Source organism: Enterococcus cecorum (assembly GCF_052119425.1).
GTDB lineage: Bacteria > Bacillota > Bacilli > Lactobacillales > Enterococcaceae > Enterococcus_E > Enterococcus_E cecorum_C.
On the sequence record NZ_JBQKFH010000010.1, the window covers coordinates 26,849 to 41,930 of the forward strand.

Here is a 15,082-nt window from a genome sequence, read left to right on the forward strand (position 1 = left end):
AAAGAGTCGCCCGGGATTAAGGCGGCTCTTTTTGGTAAATGAGTCTAAATTAAGATGCTTTTTTAGGGATAGAAATTTCGATTAATCCTTCTGAATCCAATACTTTGATTTCATTTTCGTTAAAACTATTTTCAGGTAATTTTTGGATAAAATAATTGCGGATTTCTTCAATTTCACTATGTCTAATTTTACGTTTATTATTATAAAGTAAAATTTCAACATGGGTGGGTGCTAAGGTGTAAATTACAAGTGTATCGCCAGCTGTGTATACTTTCACTAATTCAGCATCAGTGCTTTCCAATTGACTCATTACCAATCGTGAATGACTATTTGTGACATTGATAAGTTTCATGGTACTCACCTCTGATCTACTTTTCCCTAAGTCCATTATAAATGAATTTTGAAGAAAATTAAACTATTTAAAACGTAAATTCAAAAATATTTTACAACTATGAAAAAACTATGAAATCATTCACAAAAGATTTATATCATAATTATGTAATGTTAGTTATAAAAATAAATTAATAAATGCAGCTATCAAATAGAATAACTAAAGATAGCTGCAATATTAATAATATTATTCAACCGTTTTTACAATAATCTCGTCATTATCATTTAAGATGGCTTGCATATGTTTTTTATTTGGATTATCAAGGTAACATTCAGCAACTTGATCTTCAATTTTATCTTGAATGACGCGGCGTAGTGGACGGGCTCCCATCGCTGGGTTATAGCCGAATTCCACTAATTTTTCCTTCACGGCATTATCTACGTCTACATGAATTTCTTGACGTGCTAATTGTTCATTGACTTCTGAAAGCATTAAATCAAGAATCAATAATAGATTTTCTTTTGATAATGCTTTAAATTCAACGATGCCATCAAAACGGTTGAGAAATTCCGGAGTAAAGAATTGGTTCAATTGGCCAAGAACTGATTTTGTACGGCCCTCGATAGCTGCACCAAAACCAACACTTGCCTCAATCTTACCAGCACCTGCATTACTTGTCATAATGATAATCGTATCTTTAAAGCTGACTGTGCGACCTTTAGCATCTGTAAGGCGACCATCATCTAGAATTTGTAGGAACATGTGTAATACATCTGGATGCGCCTTTTCGATTTCGTCTAATAAAATTAAGCTATAAGGATTTCGACGAACTTTTTCAGTTAATTGTCCAGCTTCTTCATAGCCAACATATCCTGGTGGGGAACCAATTAATTTAGAAACGCTGTGTTTTTCCATGTATTCAGACATATCAAAACGAATCATTGCATCAGTTGATCCAAATAATTCATAGGCCAATTGTTTGGCTAATTCGGTTTTACCCACACCAGTTGGACCAACAAATAGGAAAGAGCCGATTGGTCGATTCACTTTACCTAAGCCGATGCGATTACGACGGATGGCTTTACTTACTTTTTCGACGGCTTCTTCCTGACCAATAACCCGTTTATTCAAATCATCTGCCAGGTTTTTCAATTGCGTTTGTTCTTTTTCTTTCAAATCACCAACAGGAATACCTGTTTTTTCTTCCACGATTTTTTCCATGTCCTTTTCAGTCACAAAAGGCATTTCTTCATCTTCTACTTGAGTTTTCATCAATTTTTCAAGTTTTGTGATTTGATCGCGGTAATAAGCAGCTTTTTCAAAGTCTTCTTCTTGAGAGGCTTCCCGTTTTTGTTGTTGCGCATAGTCTAATTTCTTTTCAATCGACTTAGGATCGACAAAAGCAATGGTTAAATTCTTTTTAGATCCAGCTTCGTCGAGTAAATCAATTGCTTTATCTGGTAGGAAGCGATCTTGAATATAACGGTTAGAAAGAATAGCCGCTTGTTCGATTGCTTCATCTGTGTATTTTACATGATGATAATCTTCGTAGCGTTTTTGAATCCCTTTTAAGATGGTAATCGTTTCCTCAACACTTGGTTCGTCAACTTGGACTGGTTGCATCCGACGCTCAAGTGCAGGATCTTTTTCAATCATACGGTACTCATTTAATGTAGTTGCACCAATTAGCTGTAATTCACCACGCGCAAGGGAAGGTTTTAATATATTACCTGCGTCTAATGCACCTTCACCAGCTGAACCTGCACCGACAATTTCATGTACTTCATCAATGAAAAGAATAATATTATCGGCATTCGTAACTTCTTGAATCAATTGTTGCATGCGTTCTTCAAATTGACCGCGAATGCCTGTACCTTGAACTAAAGAGGCTACATCTAAGCGAATAACTTCTTTTCCTTGTAATTTTTGAGGTACTTCTTCAGCAACGATTTTTAAGGCTAATCCTTCAACAACAGCGGTTTTACCAACACCTGGTTCGCCAATAAGTACTGGATTATTTTTATTTCGACGATTTAAAATTTCAATGACACGATTAATTTCTTGATCACGACCAATGACTGGATCAATTTTTCCATCACGTGCTTGTTGGGTAATATTTACACCAAATTGATCAAGCAAGCCATTTCCTCCGTTTTGTCCTTGTCGTGGAGGTTGACCACCCATAAAACCACTTTGAGTAGGTGGGACTTGTTGATTTTGAGGATTTTGTTGCATTTGTCTTGAAAATTGACTTAATAAATCATCAAAATTACTAAAGCCAAATGGATCTTGATACATATTTTGATTCATGCTTCCTTGATTTGCTTTTAGCTTTTGATAGCAATTTTGACATAAATCAAATTGTCTTTTTTGACCATTGACACTTGTATATAGGTGGATGGTTGCTTCGTTTTTACCACAGTTTTGGCAATTCATGGACATCATCCTTTACTAAAATATGTATTCAGCCATTATTGTTTGACCAATATTGACCTTATGATTTTATTATACTTTTTTTTCTTAATTAAGCAAGAAACATGCTCTCAAAGATATTTTTTCGTTCTTTTCAATTTTTTTAAAGTCGATATAATAAAAGTGGTGATGAATCTATCGTAAACTAGATAAATATAACAACAAGATGTAAGAAAGGAGTGAAAGTTTCATGAAAACAACAGAAGAGTTTGAAGTGCTGTTGAAGCAATTATTAGATGGTACAATTCAAGACTTGGTAGTGGAACAAGCTGAATACTTCAACTTTAGAGAGGCTTGGTTAAAATTATCTAATAGAAATGATGTTGTGGGCGAAGCAGGTCTAAAGGGACGTATCATATATAGAATAAAAAAATAAATGAATCATCACACATTCTAAATAAATTGTTCAAAAACAGTTGTCTAAATGCAAAAAAAATGGTAATCTAGTCAAGGAAAGGGTGTTACGTAATGCAGTAAGTATTTGCTGATAAAAAAGAAAACCCTAACAATAATATTTCTTTCAATAAAGGAGATCGATTCATATGGAAAAAAAATCATTTAACGTAGTTGCTGACACAGGAATTCACGCTCGTCCTGCAACATTATTAGTACAAACTGCAAGCAAGTTTGCTTCAGATATCAACTTAGAATACAAAGGTAAATCTGTTAACCTTAAATCAATCATGGGCGTTATGTCTTTAGGTGTTGGTCAAGGTGCTGATGTTACTATTTCAGCTGAAGGTGCTGATGAAAAAGAAGCAATCGCAGCTATTACCGAAACAATGGTTAAAGAAGGTTTGTCTAACTAATGGTTGAAATGCTAAAAGGAATCGCCGCAAGTGATGGTGTTGCTGTAGCTAAGGCTTATTTATTGGTCGAGCCAAATTTATCATTTACCAAAGCCAATGTTGAGGATATTGATGCAGAATTTGTTCGCTTGGACGATGCTTTAGCACAATCAAGAGCTGAGTTAGAACAAATTCGCGCTAAAGCAGCAAGTACTTTAGGTGAAAAAGAAGCGGCTGTGTTTGACGCACATTTAATGGTTTTATCAGACCCAGAGATGATTTCTCAGATTAAAGAGTCAATAAAATCGAATAAAATTAATGCTGAGGCTGCCTTAAAAGAAGTAACAGATAATTTTATTGCTATTTTTGAAGGTATGGAAGATAACAAATATATGCAGGAACGTGCTGCTGATATTAAAGACGTGACTAAGCGTGTATTAGCTCATTTATTGAATGTAGTACTTCCAAGCCCTGCAATGATTAACGAAGAAGTTATTGTTGTAGCTCACGATTTGACACCAAGTGATACTGCACAATTAGACCGTAAATTCGTTAAAGCGTTCATCACTGATATTGGTGGACGCACATCTCACTCAGCTATTATGGCTCGTTCTTTAGAAATTCCTGCGATTGTAGGAACAAATTCAGTTACTTCGAAAGTAAACGCTGGTGACTTGATTGCCGTAAATGGTATTACTGGAGAAGCAATTGTACATCCAACTGAAGAACAACAAGCGGCCTTTATCAAAGCTGGTGAAGACTACGCTACCCAAAAAGCTGAATGGGAAAAATTAAAAAATGAGAGAACAGAGACGGCTGATGGCAAGCATTTTGAATTAGCTGCAAATATTGGTACACCAAAAGATTTAGCAGGTGTTCATAGTAATGGTGCTGAAGCTGTAGGTTTATACCGTACAGAATTCTTGTATATGGATTCACCTGACTTCCCATCAGAAGAAGATCAGTTTGAAGCATATAAAGCAGTATTAGAAGGTATGGATGGTAAACCTGTTGTTGTTCGTACAATGGATATCGGTGGAGATAAAGAATTACCATATCTTGATTTACCACATGAAATGAATCCATTCTTAGGTTACCGTGCATTACGTATTAGCTTATCTGAACTTGGCGATGCAATGTTTAGAACACAATTACGTGCTTTATTACGTGCAAGCGTGTATGGTACTTTACGTATTATGTTCCCAATGGTTGCAACGCTTAAAGAATTCAGAGCAGCTAAGAAGATGTTTGAAGAAGAAAAAGCAAAATTAGTTGCTGAAGGTGTAGCAGTTTCAGATGCTATCCAAGTAGGTATCATGATTGAAATTCCTGCTGCAGCTGTTTTAGCTGATAAATTTGCTAAAGAAGTTGATTTCTTCAGTATCGGTACAAACGATTTAATTCAATACTCTATGGCTGCTGACCGTATGAGTGAACGTGTATCTTATCTATATCAACCATATAACCCATCTATCTTACGTTTAATTAAGAACGTAATTGATGCAGCACATGCAGAAGGCAAATGGGCTGGTATGTGTGGAGAAATGGCCGGCGACCAAACTGCTGTGCCGTTACTTGTGGGTATGGGCTTAGATGAGTTCTCAATGAGTGCGACTTCAGTTCTTAAGACTCGTAGCTTAATGAAACGTTTAGATTCAGCTAAGATGAAAGAATTAGCTGACCGCGCGTTAAATGACTGCGATACAATGGAAGATGTAGTTGAATTAATCAACGAATATGTAAAATAATATCTGTATATTAAAAGACTAGGTTATTGGCCTAGTCTTTTTTTGTACTGGTTGAATTTTGCGGCAAATTAGCTTTCACCTGTTTAATCAGTTCTTCAAAACGGATGCCTTTACGGTAATTTGCGATAAATTCAAATATCGGTGTTAGAAAGTAGATGAAGATGCCATATTTTGGAATAATTAAGGCGATACCAAGCAAAATGATATCGAATAAAAAGACAAATACCGTTCTTTTCGCTAACCAATGATGGATAAATGTTGATTTTTGCCATTGCCGTGTGCTTAATTCATTTTTGACAATAATCAAAGCAAGCAAATGATAAAGGAGGGCAGCGATTAAATTGATGCTTCCAAAAAATAGAATGCTAATGGTTGGATTTGGATAATTGACTAACATTTTAACCGCAATTGGAAATAAGGATAAACTTAGGTGAAATAAGACATCCACCACAAAAGCTTGATGTGTGGTTTGTTTTGCTAAATTCATCAAATTGGTGCGTTGATACCAAAAGTCGATTAATATAATAAAACTAATGATAAATAAACTAATTTCTTCAAATAAACCAATCAATTCAGTCGTATTGTGTGGAACGGTAATTTCTAGTACTAAAACCGTCATGATGATAGCAATAATCGCATCGCTTAAAGTATCGAAACGTTCTTTTAACTTGCTCATTTCACTTCTCCTTTTGGTAAATAATGTAGTAAAAAGTTTTCGGCATTTTGATAGCTGATTTTCTCAATTTGTCGAGTTGAAAATCCTTTTTGCTTAAGTGCCTGGATAATTTTTGAAAAGCTGTTGACATCGCTTAAGTCTGGATGAACAGGAATACCATCGAAATCCGAGCCAAAACATAAGTGATTTTCGCCAACTAATCGATACATATACCATAAATGTTCGCTAATCGCCGTGGGTAGATCTGCTGGTTGTTTGAGTTTTAGAAATTGATCAAAGAAATTTACCCCAATCAGTCCATTTTTATCGGCAATTTTTCGAATCAGTTCATCGCTTAAATTTCTAGGATGAGGCGTTAATTTTCGCGCGTTTGAGTGGCTAGCGACTATTCCTTGAGCAGATGAAGCCAATACATCATTAGCGACTTGATCACTAGCATGAGATAAATCAATAATCATGTGTAAGACATTCATTTTTTCGATACAAGTAAAGCCAAATTTAGTTAAGCCTGTCTGGTTATCTGCTAAAATTTGCTTTTCTTTGTCCCAATATAGGATATTCGGCGTGCCAATTTCATTCGGATAGTTCCAAGTTAAAGTAATTAAGCGTACACCAAGTTGAAAAAATTCCTCTAAATTTTCGATGTTTCCTTCTAGAATCCCGCCTTCCTCAAGGGTTAATAATGCACTGATTCGCTTCTTTGCTTTATTTTTATAATAGTCAGTCTGAGATTTGATGAGACCAATTGTAGCTGGATATTTTTCTAGCTCTTTGATGAAACGCTGGTACATTTCTAAGGCCGTTTCTTTGCGGTTAGGATAATGCCTTTTATCTAGAAAAATCGCAAAAGTTTGCAACAAGAAATCATTTTGTTGGAGTCGTTTTAGGTCAATTTGAAAATGATTTTCTACAAGATGGCTATTTTTGTTTTCGTAAAGTTTCATGATTGTATCACAGTGCAAGTCAATAATCGGCATATTCATCATTCCTTTTAATTTTTGATTCTAGTATAGCACTTGAAAAATATTTTGAAAAATGGAAATTAAGACTAAAGGACGACAAAAAATTTCAGAAAAATATGGTATAATCGTTTTGAAAGATTTTGAAAAGAGGTGGAATGGTTGAAAATTGGGCTATTTACTGATTCGTATTTTCCACAAGTAAGTGGTGTAGCGACTTCTATTAAGACGTTAAAAGACCAATTAGAACGTTTAGGAAATGAAGTCTATATCTTTACAACTACTGATCCGAATGTCACGGTTGATGATCCACAAATTATTCGTATGCCAAGTGTCCCTTTTATTTCTTTTACAGATCGACGTATTGTGGTTAGGGGAATGATTGATGCTTATCAAATTGCCAAAGAAAAAGGATTAGATTTGATTCATACCCAGACAGAATTTGGGGTTGGTTTGCTTGGACAATTAGTTGCTAGAAAATTAAAAATTCCTGTTATCCATACCTATCACACAATGTATGAGGATTATTTGCATTATATCGCCAAAGGTAAAGTCATTCGCAAAAGTCATGTACGTTATCTAACCCGATTATACGCAAATCATACGGATGCTGTCGTGTGTCCGAGTGAAAGGGTAAGTCAGACTTTGATAGATTACGGTGTGACCCGACCGTTAAAAGTGATTCCGACGGGGATTGAATTAGAAAGATTTGTACGTCCGGATATTACCTCAGAGATGACTGCGCAATTAAGAAAAGACTTAGGTATTCAAGAAGATCAAATCATGTTATTATCTTTAAGTCGTATTTCATATGAAAAAAATATTCAAGCTATTATTCAAGGAATGCCGCAAGTCTTATTAATGATGCCCAATGTTCGTCTTGTTGTGGTTGGTAAGGGACCATATCTTGAAAATCTGCAAAAACAAGTACATGATTTAGGGTTGCAAGATTATGTGCAGTTTACTGGTGAAGTTGAAAATGATAAAGTAGCCTATTATTATCGTGCAGCCGATTATTTCGTGAGTGCCTCGACTTCTGAGACACAAGGATTAACTTATACCGAATCTATGGCAGCAGGTACACCGATTATTGTGGAAGGGAATGCTTATTTAAATGCGTTGATTAATCATCCTAGTTTAGGTGCAACCTTTAAAGAAGATGCTGATTTTGCTGAATGTTTAGTGGAATATATTCACTCAGGTATCCAGCCGGATGAGCAAATTTTGAAAGATAAATTATATAGTATTTCTGCTGATTGCTTTGGTGATACGATGTTTGCTTTTTATCAGCAAGTTTTGGCAGAATATGCACAAAAAGAAATTAAAACCAAATCCTCATCCATCGCAAAAATCAAGGTAAAACTATCCGCAATCAAACCTTCAATTACAAGAGAAAAATAGGAAAGTATCTGAGATGAAGTTTTTGTCTTTGTCTTAGATACTTTCTTTTTGTATAATAAATTTGTGAAAAATAAAATGCAAAGAAGGAATGGACATGAAATTAGGATTTATCGGTACGGGTGTGATGGGTAAAGCGATGGCCGGTCATTTACAAAAAGCAGGTCACGAGTTATTTGTATATAATCGTACCAAATCAAAAACAGATGAATTAGTCGCTAATGGTGCAATTTGGGCAGAAACACCACAAAAGGTAGCCGAATCAGCAGAAGTTATTTTTACTATGGTTGGTTATCCAAAAGATGTAGAAGAAATTTACTATGGTCCTCAAGGTATTTTTCAAGCAGATGTGAAGGGAAAAGTTTTGGTTGATTTTACGACGAGTACCCCTACGCTAGCTGAAAAAATTTATCAAACAGCCAAAGAAAAAGGTGCAGATAGCTTAGATGCTCCGGTTTCTGGTGGAGACTTAGGTGCGAAAAATGCGACCTTAACGATTATGGTTGGTGGGGATCGTGTGGTTTATGATAAGATTTTACCGTTATTTGAAATTGTTGGGAAAACCTTTAACTATCAAGGGACTGCCGGAAAAGGTCAACACACTAAGATGGCCAACCAAATTATGATTGCCGGAACAATGACTGGTATGACGGAAATGTTAGTCTATGCTAATAAAGCCGGCCTTAATTTAGAGCAAGTCTTAGATACTTTAGCTGGTGGCAGTGCATCTAACTGGTCAATGATTAATTACAGTCCACGTATCTTAAAAGAAGACTTTACACCTGGATTTTTCGTAAAGCATTTTATTAAGGATTTAAAAATTGCCTTAGATGAAGCGCAGAAGATGGATTTAAATTTACCTGCAACTCAAAAGGCTTACGAATTGTATGAACAACTGGCAGAGTTAGGCTTTGAAAATGATGGCACACAAAGTTTAATTAAATTATTCTGGCATGAAGGAAAAAAACCTTAAAAAAAGGTAAGGAATTTGCGGAAAATTAATGCAAGTTCCAATGGTTTTTGATACAATATAACAGAAATGATTAAAGGGAGGATTGCCGGATGAAAAGTTCGCAATTAGTCGCCATTATTAGACGTTTAGAAGCGATGATTGAAGCACAAGATAGTGAGGTGCAAGTTCGTCGTTTTGAAAAAGAAGGTGTTGAGAAATGTATCGTGACTTACGATAGCTCAACAGAAACTTTTGAATTAACTGAAGCAGAATCAAATCAACCATACCAATTTGATAACATCGATATCGTGGCGATGGAAATTTATGATTTAATTCAATAATTAAGCCTGAAAAAATTCATGTCTTAGTTTATCCAAAGATGCAAGATAGCTTGATTCGATAGTTATTTTGCATCTTTTCTTTGTTCTTTAAAAACTTTGAATATCAAAATTTTTTAAATAAATTTGCAAAAAAGGCTTGCAAAATGAAAGGAGATTAGATATAGTTTGATTATCAAATCTTTTGAGTATCAAACTATCTAGGTGAAAGCAATATGGAAAATAATTACGAACAAATTAATCAGTTATTAGTCGATGTGTTTAATGATATTTTGATTATTGAAGAATCAGAACTGAAGAAATCCCAGTTCAACGATTTATCAATTACCGAAATGCATACGATTGAAGCGATTAGTATGTATAAGAAAAAGACCACCTCAGAAGTTGCAAAAGAATTGTCCATTACTGTGGGTACCTTGACAATTGCCATTAATAAGTTGGTGAAAAAAGGCTATGTGGAAAGAATTCGCAGTGAAGATGATCGCCGGGTAGTGAAATTAGGTTTGACAAAAAAAGGCCGATTATTATATCGCGTACATCAACATTTTCATCGCGAAATGATTAAGGCTATATTAGTAGGAATGGATGAAGCGGAGTCACAAGCATTGCTCAAGGCTTTGAATAATTTGCATTCATTTTTACAAGATTATAAGTAAGAATAGGATGTATCATTGTGTTGCAAATATTTCAAACTGCACATTATGTTCCCAAAAAAGTTCTGACTAATGAAGATTTATCCAAAATGATGGATACTTCTGATGAATGGATCTATTCGCGAACAGGCATCAAGACTCGCCACATTGTTGAAACAGAAAATACATCTGATCTATGTATCAATGTTGCACGTCAACTATTGGATAAAGCTAACATATCTCCTGAACAAATTGGTTTTATTCTTGTGGCGACGATGACACCTGATTATCAAAGTCCATCGGTTGCTTGTCAAGTTCAAGGAGCCATTAATGCGCATCAGGCCTTCGCTTTTGATCTTACAGCTGCTTGTGCGGGGTTTGTCTATGCCTTGCACACAGCTAAAGGATTGCTTCATGATTTGCCAGCGGGTCAAGTCGGAATGATTATCGGTGGGGAGACCTTAAGCAAAGTAGTGAATTGGCAAGATCGCACAACAAGTGTCTTATTTGGTGATGCTGCCGCGGGAGTACTCGTACGTTCGAGTGAAAAATTTGGGCTTATCAAAAGTCGCTGTTATGCAGATGGCCATTATGCACAGTCATTAACGAGTGGGTTTATTGCCAATCAGAGTCCATTTAGTTTATCCCAAGAAATGATTTCGGATAAGTTAACCATGAACGGCCGTGATATTTTTGATTTTACGACACGAACGGTAGCAAATAGCCTAGATGAATTTTTGGGAGATGAGAAAGAAAACATTGATTATTTTCTTTTGCACCAAGCCAATGTCAGAATTCTTGATATTATGGCGAAAAAATTGAAGGTAGACCGTGATAAATTTTTGCAAAATATGGAATATTATGGCAATACTTCAGCAGCATCGATTCCATTGTTATTATCGGAGTCAGTGGAAAAAGGGACTATTAAGATAGGCTCAAAACAAAAGCTTGTGTTTTCCGGTTTTGGTGGGGGATTAAGTTACGGACATATCTTAACAACCATTTAAAAATCGTAAACAAATAAATTTAGAAAAAACATTTTTGGAGGAATATATAATGACTAAAGAAGAAATTTTTGGAAAAATTCAAGAAATCGTTGCAGAGGAATTAGATAAAGAAGCTGGAGAAATCCTATTAACAACGAATTTACAAGAAGATTTAGATGCAGATAGCTTAGATTTATTCCAAGTAATTAATGAAATTGAGGATGCATTTGATGTCAAAATTGAAACAGAAGAAGGTATTCAAACGGTAGAAGATTTAGTTAACTTTGTGGCAAATAACCAAAATTAATCAAATAAAGACAGGAGAAGCGCAATTTCCTGTCTTTTCACTATTAATAAGTTAACTCAAAATATCACCTTGTAAATGTAAGGAGCTAGAGATGAAAAAAACAGCTTTTCTATTCAGTGGACAAGGCGCACAATATTTTGGAATGGGGCGCGATTTGGCTGAAAAATATCCGATTGTCGATCAAACGTTTAATGAAGCAAGTGAAATCTTGGGTATAGATATGAAGAAGTTATGTTTTGAAAAAAATGAACAATTAAATTTAACGCAATATACCCAACCAGCAATTTTGACGGTTAGTGTGGCCATTTTACGTTTGTTATCTGAATATCAAATACAACCAGATGCAGTCATGGGATTGAGCCTAGGTGAATATAGCGCCTTAGTTGCTAGCGAGGTTTTAGATTTTCCAACTGCACTAAAGATTGTTGCAAAACGTGGTCTGTATATGACACAAGCCGCTCCGACTGGTACAGGTAAAATGGTGGCAATAATGAATGCCCCCATTGAAACCATAGAAGAATGTTGTCAAAAAGCGAGTCATTTAGGAGTGGTTGCCCCAGCTAATTATAATACGCCCAACCAGATTGTTATTGGTGGTGAAGTGGACGCGGTAGATGAAGCGGTGACTTTATTACATCGTGCGGGTGTCAAAAGAATGATCGAGTTAAATGTGAGTGGGCCTTTCCATACTGCTTTACTTCAATCTGCAGGTGATCAACTGCATGAATTATTTCAAACAGTGACTTTTCAAGCGCCTAAGATTCCGGTGATTAGCAATACAACTGCCAAAGTGATGTCTAAAGAAGAAATTGCCCATTTACTAGAATTACAGGTTCAATCACCGGTTAGATTTTATGAAAGTATCGCCACATTACAAAGTATGGGAATTACAGAAATGATTGAAGTTGGCCCTGGAAAGGTGTTATCTGGATTTATAAAGAAAATTGATAAATCAATCCATATGTTTCGAGTTGAAAGTGAAGAGACGTTGCAAGTGTTGTTAGCGGAAAAAGGAAAATAAAGAGGTAAAAATGGAATTAAAAGGACAAACTGCATTTATTACAGGTAGTACTAGAGGAATAGGCTTAGCAATTGCCAAGGCATTCGCTAAACAAGGTGTTCATATTATTTTAAATGGTCGTCGTCCGGTTAGTGAAATACTTATTGCTGAAATAAGAGCTTTTGGTGTTGAGTGTATTGGTATTTCTGGAGATATCTCTAATTCAGAGGAAGTCAAAGAAATGGTTAAACAAGCAAATGAATTTGCGCCTGTGACTATTTTGGTCAATAATGCGGGAATTACTAATGATAAATTATTGTTAAGAATGAATGAACAAGATTTTGAACAAGTTTTGAAAGTGAATTTAACGGGTAGTTTTAACATGACACAGCAATTACTAAAAGGTATGTTAAAGCAACGAAAAGGAACGATTATTAATATTTCAAGCGTTTCGGGATTAATGGGAAATGTCGGTCAAGCGAATTATGCAGCCAGTAAAGCGGGGTTAATCGGATTTACGAAGACAGTCGCTCGGGAAATTGCCCCACGCAAAATTACTTGTAATGCAATTGCTCCGGGGTTTATCGAAACGGATATGACTAGTGAGCTTAGTGACAAAATTCGTGAAGAGATGACAAAAAACATACCATTACAACATTTTGGTCAAGTAGAAGATATTGCAAATACTGCAGTTTTCTTAGCGAAGAGTCCTTATATTACAGGCCAAGTGATTAATGTTGATGGTGGATTAGTGATGAATGGATAGGAGTGTTTCAAGTGACTCGTGTCGTAATTACAGGCTATGGTATTGTTTCTCCAATTGGTAATGATGCGGATAGCTTTTTAGATAGTTTAAAAACTGGTAAAAATGGGATTGGCCCGATTACGAAATTCGATGCTAGCCAGACAGGAATACATGTAGCAGGTGAGGTCAAGGATTTCCCATTAGAAAAATATTTTGTCAAAAAAGATTTAAAACGGATGGATTTGTTTTCGATTTATGGTATCCATGCGGCTTTAGATGCGATGGAAATGGCAAAATTAGATTTAGAAAAAATTGATCAGGATCGTTTTGGGGTGATGGTTGGTTCAGGGATTGGCGGATTGCCTACGATTCAGGAGCAAGTAACACGTATGAATGAAAAAGGCCCTAAACGTGTTTCGCCTCTTTTTGTCCCAATGTCGATTACGAATATGGTTGCAGGAAATATTGCTTTGCGTGTGGGCGCAAAAGGAATTTGTACAACTACGGTAACCGCTTGTGCATCCGGAACGCATTCGATTGGTGAGGCTTTTCGTAATATTAAGCATGGTTATGCAGATGTTATGCTAGCGGGTGGCTCGGAATCAACTATTTGTGAAATCGGGATTGCCGGTTTTGCTTCCCTAACTGCACTATCAACAAGTGAGGATCCTAACCATGCATCGATTCCGTTTGATGTTGATCGCAATGGCTTTGTGATGGGAGAAGGTGCTGGCGTGTTACTTCTTGAATCTTTAGAACATGCTTTAGCTCGAAAGGCGACTATCTTGGGTGAAGTGGTCGGTTATGGGGCGAATTGTGATGCTTATCATATGACGGCGCCTAATCCAGATGGTTCTGGGGCAGGTAAAGCGATGAAGTTAGCCATGAAAGAAGCCAATGTCGCACCTGATGAGATTGGTTATATTAATGCACATGGGACTAGCACACCGGCGAATGATAAGTCTGAGGCAGTGGCGATTCATTATGGCTTGGGCGAAAATTATTTAAATACTTATGTAAGTTCTACAAAATCAATGACAGGTCATTTACTTGGTGCTGCTGGTGGTGTTGAAGCAGTGGCGACTTTATTGGCATTGCAACATCAATTTATTCCACCAACGATTAATGTTACTCATCAAGACCCAGAAATTACGCTTAACGTGGTTAAAAATCAAGCAGTGGATGCTTCTTTTGATTATGCGATGAGTAATTCACTTGGCTTTGGGGGCCATAATGCGGTAATTTTATTGAAACGATGGGAGGATGAAGCATGAATTTAGCAGAGATTAAAGAGTTATTTTTGCTATTTAATGATTCTGATGTTCGCGAATTTGATTTAAAGCAAGCAGATTTTTCGCTTTATCTAAGTAAAAATGAGCAAAATCGTGTTGTGCTTAACTCTAGTCCCATCCAACAAGAATCAGTGGGAGCGACAGAATTACCAAGTTCTCAAAACACTACTCCGTCAGTTCAAGCGTCAGAAAGTACGAACAAAGTGATAGAAGATGTCGTGACCATTCAATCGCCATTAGTAGGAGTGGCTTATTTAAAACCATCTCCAGACAAAGCCCCCTTTAAACAAGTTGGCGATAAGGTCAAAAAAGGGGAAGTTGTCTGCATTATTGAAGCGATGAAAGTCATGAATGAAATTACTAGTGACGTTGATGGTGAGATTGTTGAGATAAATGTTTCCAACGAAGAAATGGTTGAATATAACCAAGTATTATTTACAGTAAAAGAGGGATAAACA

17 protein-coding genes are annotated in these 15,082 nt (G+C 36.0%); 13 read left to right on the plus strand and 4 right to left on the minus strand.

Going from position 1 to position 15,082, the window contains the following annotated elements; all coding sequences use genetic code 11:
- Window positions 1-49 precede the first annotated feature (49 nt).
- Both ACTQZM_RS03790 and ACTQZM_RS03795 read right to left on the minus strand, forming a co-directional pair.
- Entirely contained in the window at window positions 50-352 is a 303-nt protein-coding gene (locus ACTQZM_RS03790) for a DUF1827 family protein (RefSeq protein WP_113784004.1), read from the minus strand.
- A 225-nt stretch (window positions 353-577) separates the two neighbouring features.
- Window positions 578-2,767, minus strand: coding sequence for an ATP-dependent Clp protease ATP-binding subunit (locus tag ACTQZM_RS03795; RefSeq protein ID WP_441652943.1), 2,190 nt, complete (start codon window positions 2,765-2,767; stop codon window positions 578-580).
- A gap of 226 nt (window positions 2,768-2,993) precedes the next feature.
- Here ACTQZM_RS03795 and ACTQZM_RS03800 point away from each other — a divergent pair, with 226 nt between their 5' ends.
- From ACTQZM_RS03800 to ptsP, 3 genes are all read left to right on the plus strand, one after another.
- Complete coding sequence (locus tag ACTQZM_RS03800; protein ID WP_248625773.1) at window positions 2,994-3,179, plus strand: hypothetical protein; 186 nt, start codon at window positions 2,994-2,996, stop codon at window positions 3,177-3,179.
- Window positions 3,180-3,345: 166 nt separating this feature from the next.
- Window positions 3,346-3,612 (plus strand): phosphocarrier protein HPr, encoded by a 267-nt coding sequence (locus ACTQZM_RS03805; RefSeq protein ID WP_016252389.1) that lies wholly within the window; start codon window positions 3,346-3,348, stop codon window positions 3,610-3,612.
- On the plus strand, window positions 3,612-5,339 hold the full coding sequence (ptsP, locus tag ACTQZM_RS03810) for a phosphoenolpyruvate--protein phosphotransferase (RefSeq protein WP_248625775.1): 1,728 nt from the start codon (window positions 3,612-3,614) through the stop codon (window positions 5,337-5,339). The genes ACTQZM_RS03805 and ptsP overlap by 1 nt, the downstream gene beginning before the upstream one ends.
- 31 nt (window positions 5,340-5,370) lie before the next feature.
- Here ptsP and ACTQZM_RS03815 read toward each other — a convergent pair whose 3' ends face one another.
- Entirely contained in the window at window positions 5,371-6,015 is a 645-nt protein-coding gene (locus ACTQZM_RS03815) for a TMEM175 family protein (protein ID WP_441652944.1), read from the minus strand.
- The gene (locus ACTQZM_RS03820; protein WP_441652945.1) at window positions 6,012-6,992 is read right to left on the minus strand and encodes a dipeptidase; all 981 of its coding nucleotides are present in this window, start codon (window positions 6,990-6,992) and stop codon (window positions 6,012-6,014) included. Before ACTQZM_RS03820 ends, ACTQZM_RS03815 begins: the two co-directional genes overlap by 4 nt.
- Window positions 6,993-7,136: 144 nt before the next feature.
- Between ACTQZM_RS03820 and ACTQZM_RS03825 the strand changes: the two genes are divergently transcribed.
- From ACTQZM_RS03825 to accB, 10 genes are all read left to right on the plus strand, one after another.
- A complete protein-coding gene (locus tag ACTQZM_RS03825; protein ID WP_441652946.1) occupies window positions 7,137-8,375 on the plus strand; it encodes a glycosyltransferase family 4 protein in 1,239 nt (412 codons plus the stop codon).
- Between the two features lie 88 nt (window positions 8,376-8,463).
- Window positions 8,464-9,345 carry an NAD(P)-dependent oxidoreductase gene (locus tag ACTQZM_RS03830; protein ID WP_441652947.1) on the plus strand — a complete coding sequence of 294 codons (882 nt, stop codon included), beginning with the start codon at window positions 8,464-8,466 and terminating at the stop codon, window positions 9,343-9,345.
- Window positions 9,346-9,434: 89 nt separating this feature from the next.
- Window positions 9,435-9,665 (plus strand): YkuJ family protein, encoded by a 231-nt coding sequence (locus ACTQZM_RS03835; protein ID WP_016252382.1) that lies wholly within the window; start codon window positions 9,435-9,437, stop codon window positions 9,663-9,665.
- A 212-nt stretch (window positions 9,666-9,877) separates the two neighbouring features.
- A complete protein-coding gene (fabT, locus tag ACTQZM_RS03840; protein WP_441652948.1) occupies window positions 9,878-10,318 on the plus strand; it encodes a fatty acid biosynthesis transcriptional regulator FabT in 441 nt (146 codons plus the stop codon).
- Window positions 10,319-10,335: 17 nt separating this feature from the next.
- Window positions 10,336-11,301 carry a beta-ketoacyl-ACP synthase III gene (locus ACTQZM_RS03845; protein WP_441652949.1) on the plus strand — a complete coding sequence of 322 codons (966 nt, stop codon included), beginning with the start codon at window positions 10,336-10,338 and terminating at the stop codon, window positions 11,299-11,301.
- A gap of 49 nt (window positions 11,302-11,350) precedes the next feature.
- Complete coding sequence (locus tag ACTQZM_RS03850; protein WP_441652950.1) at window positions 11,351-11,587, plus strand: acyl carrier protein; 237 nt, start codon at window positions 11,351-11,353, stop codon at window positions 11,585-11,587.
- A gap of 91 nt (window positions 11,588-11,678) precedes the next feature.
- On the plus strand, window positions 11,679-12,608 hold the full coding sequence (gene fabD, locus ACTQZM_RS03855) for an ACP S-malonyltransferase (RefSeq protein ID WP_441652951.1): 930 nt from the start codon (window positions 11,679-11,681) through the stop codon (window positions 12,606-12,608).
- A 10-nt stretch (window positions 12,609-12,618) separates the two neighbouring features.
- Entirely contained in the window at window positions 12,619-13,353 is a 735-nt protein-coding gene (fabG, locus tag ACTQZM_RS03860) for a 3-oxoacyl-[acyl-carrier-protein] reductase (protein ID WP_441652952.1), read from the plus strand.
- Window positions 13,354-13,364: 11 nt separating this feature from the next.
- The gene (gene fabF / locus ACTQZM_RS03865) at window positions 13,365-14,606 is read left to right on the plus strand and encodes a beta-ketoacyl-[acyl-carrier-protein] synthase II (protein ID WP_441652953.1); all 1,242 of its coding nucleotides are present in this window, start codon (window positions 13,365-13,367) and stop codon (window positions 14,604-14,606) included.
- A complete protein-coding gene (accB, locus tag ACTQZM_RS03870) occupies window positions 14,603-15,079 on the plus strand; it encodes an acetyl-CoA carboxylase biotin carboxyl carrier protein (RefSeq protein ID WP_441652954.1) in 477 nt (158 codons plus the stop codon). Before fabF ends, accB begins: the two co-directional genes overlap by 4 nt.
- Window positions 15,080-15,082 lie beyond the last annotated feature (3 nt).

What these genes read in the sequence shown, in the direction of transcription:
- ACTQZM_RS03815 (WP_441652944.1), bottom strand. Translation starts at nt 6,015, where the DNA reads ATGAGCAAGTTAAAAGAACGTTTCGATACTTTAAGCGATGCGATTATT.
- ACTQZM_RS03790 (WP_113784004.1), bottom strand. Translation starts at nt 352, where the DNA reads ATGAAACTTATCAATGTCACAAATAGTCATTCACGATTGGTAATGAGT.
- ACTQZM_RS03850 (WP_441652950.1), top strand. Translation starts at nt 11,351, where the DNA reads ATGACTAAAGAAGAAATTTTTGGAAAAATTCAAGAAATCGTTGCAGAG.
- ACTQZM_RS03805 (WP_016252389.1), top strand. Translation starts at nt 3,346, where the DNA reads ATGGAAAAAAAATCATTTAACGTAGTTGCTGACACAGGAATTCACGCT.
- fabT (WP_441652948.1), top strand. Translation starts at nt 9,878, where the DNA reads ATGGAAAATAATTACGAACAAATTAATCAGTTATTAGTCGATGTGTTT.
- ACTQZM_RS03820 (WP_441652945.1), bottom strand. Translation starts at nt 6,992, where the DNA reads ATGCCGATTATTGACTTGCACTGTGATACAATCATGAAACTTTACGAA.
- ACTQZM_RS03800 (WP_248625773.1), top strand. Translation starts at nt 2,994, where the DNA reads ATGAAAACAACAGAAGAGTTTGAAGTGCTGTTGAAGCAATTATTAGAT.
- accB (WP_441652954.1), top strand. Translation starts at nt 14,603, where the DNA reads ATGAATTTAGCAGAGATTAAAGAGTTATTTTTGCTATTTAATGATTCT.
- ACTQZM_RS03795 (WP_441652943.1), bottom strand. Translation starts at nt 2,767, where the DNA reads ATGAATTGCCAAAACTGTGGTAAAAACGAAGCAACCATCCACCTATAT.
- ACTQZM_RS03830 (WP_441652947.1), top strand. Translation starts at nt 8,464, where the DNA reads ATGGACATGAAATTAGGATTTATCGGTACGGGTGTGATGGGTAAAGCG.
- fabD (WP_441652951.1), top strand. Translation starts at nt 11,679, where the DNA reads ATGAAAAAAACAGCTTTTCTATTCAGTGGACAAGGCGCACAATATTTT.
- ptsP (WP_248625775.1), top strand. Translation starts at nt 3,612, where the DNA reads ATGGTTGAAATGCTAAAAGGAATCGCCGCAAGTGATGGTGTTGCTGTA.
- fabG (WP_441652952.1), top strand. Translation starts at nt 12,619, where the DNA reads ATGGAATTAAAAGGACAAACTGCATTTATTACAGGTAGTACTAGAGGA.
- ACTQZM_RS03835 (WP_016252382.1), top strand. Translation starts at nt 9,435, where the DNA reads ATGAAAAGTTCGCAATTAGTCGCCATTATTAGACGTTTAGAAGCGATG.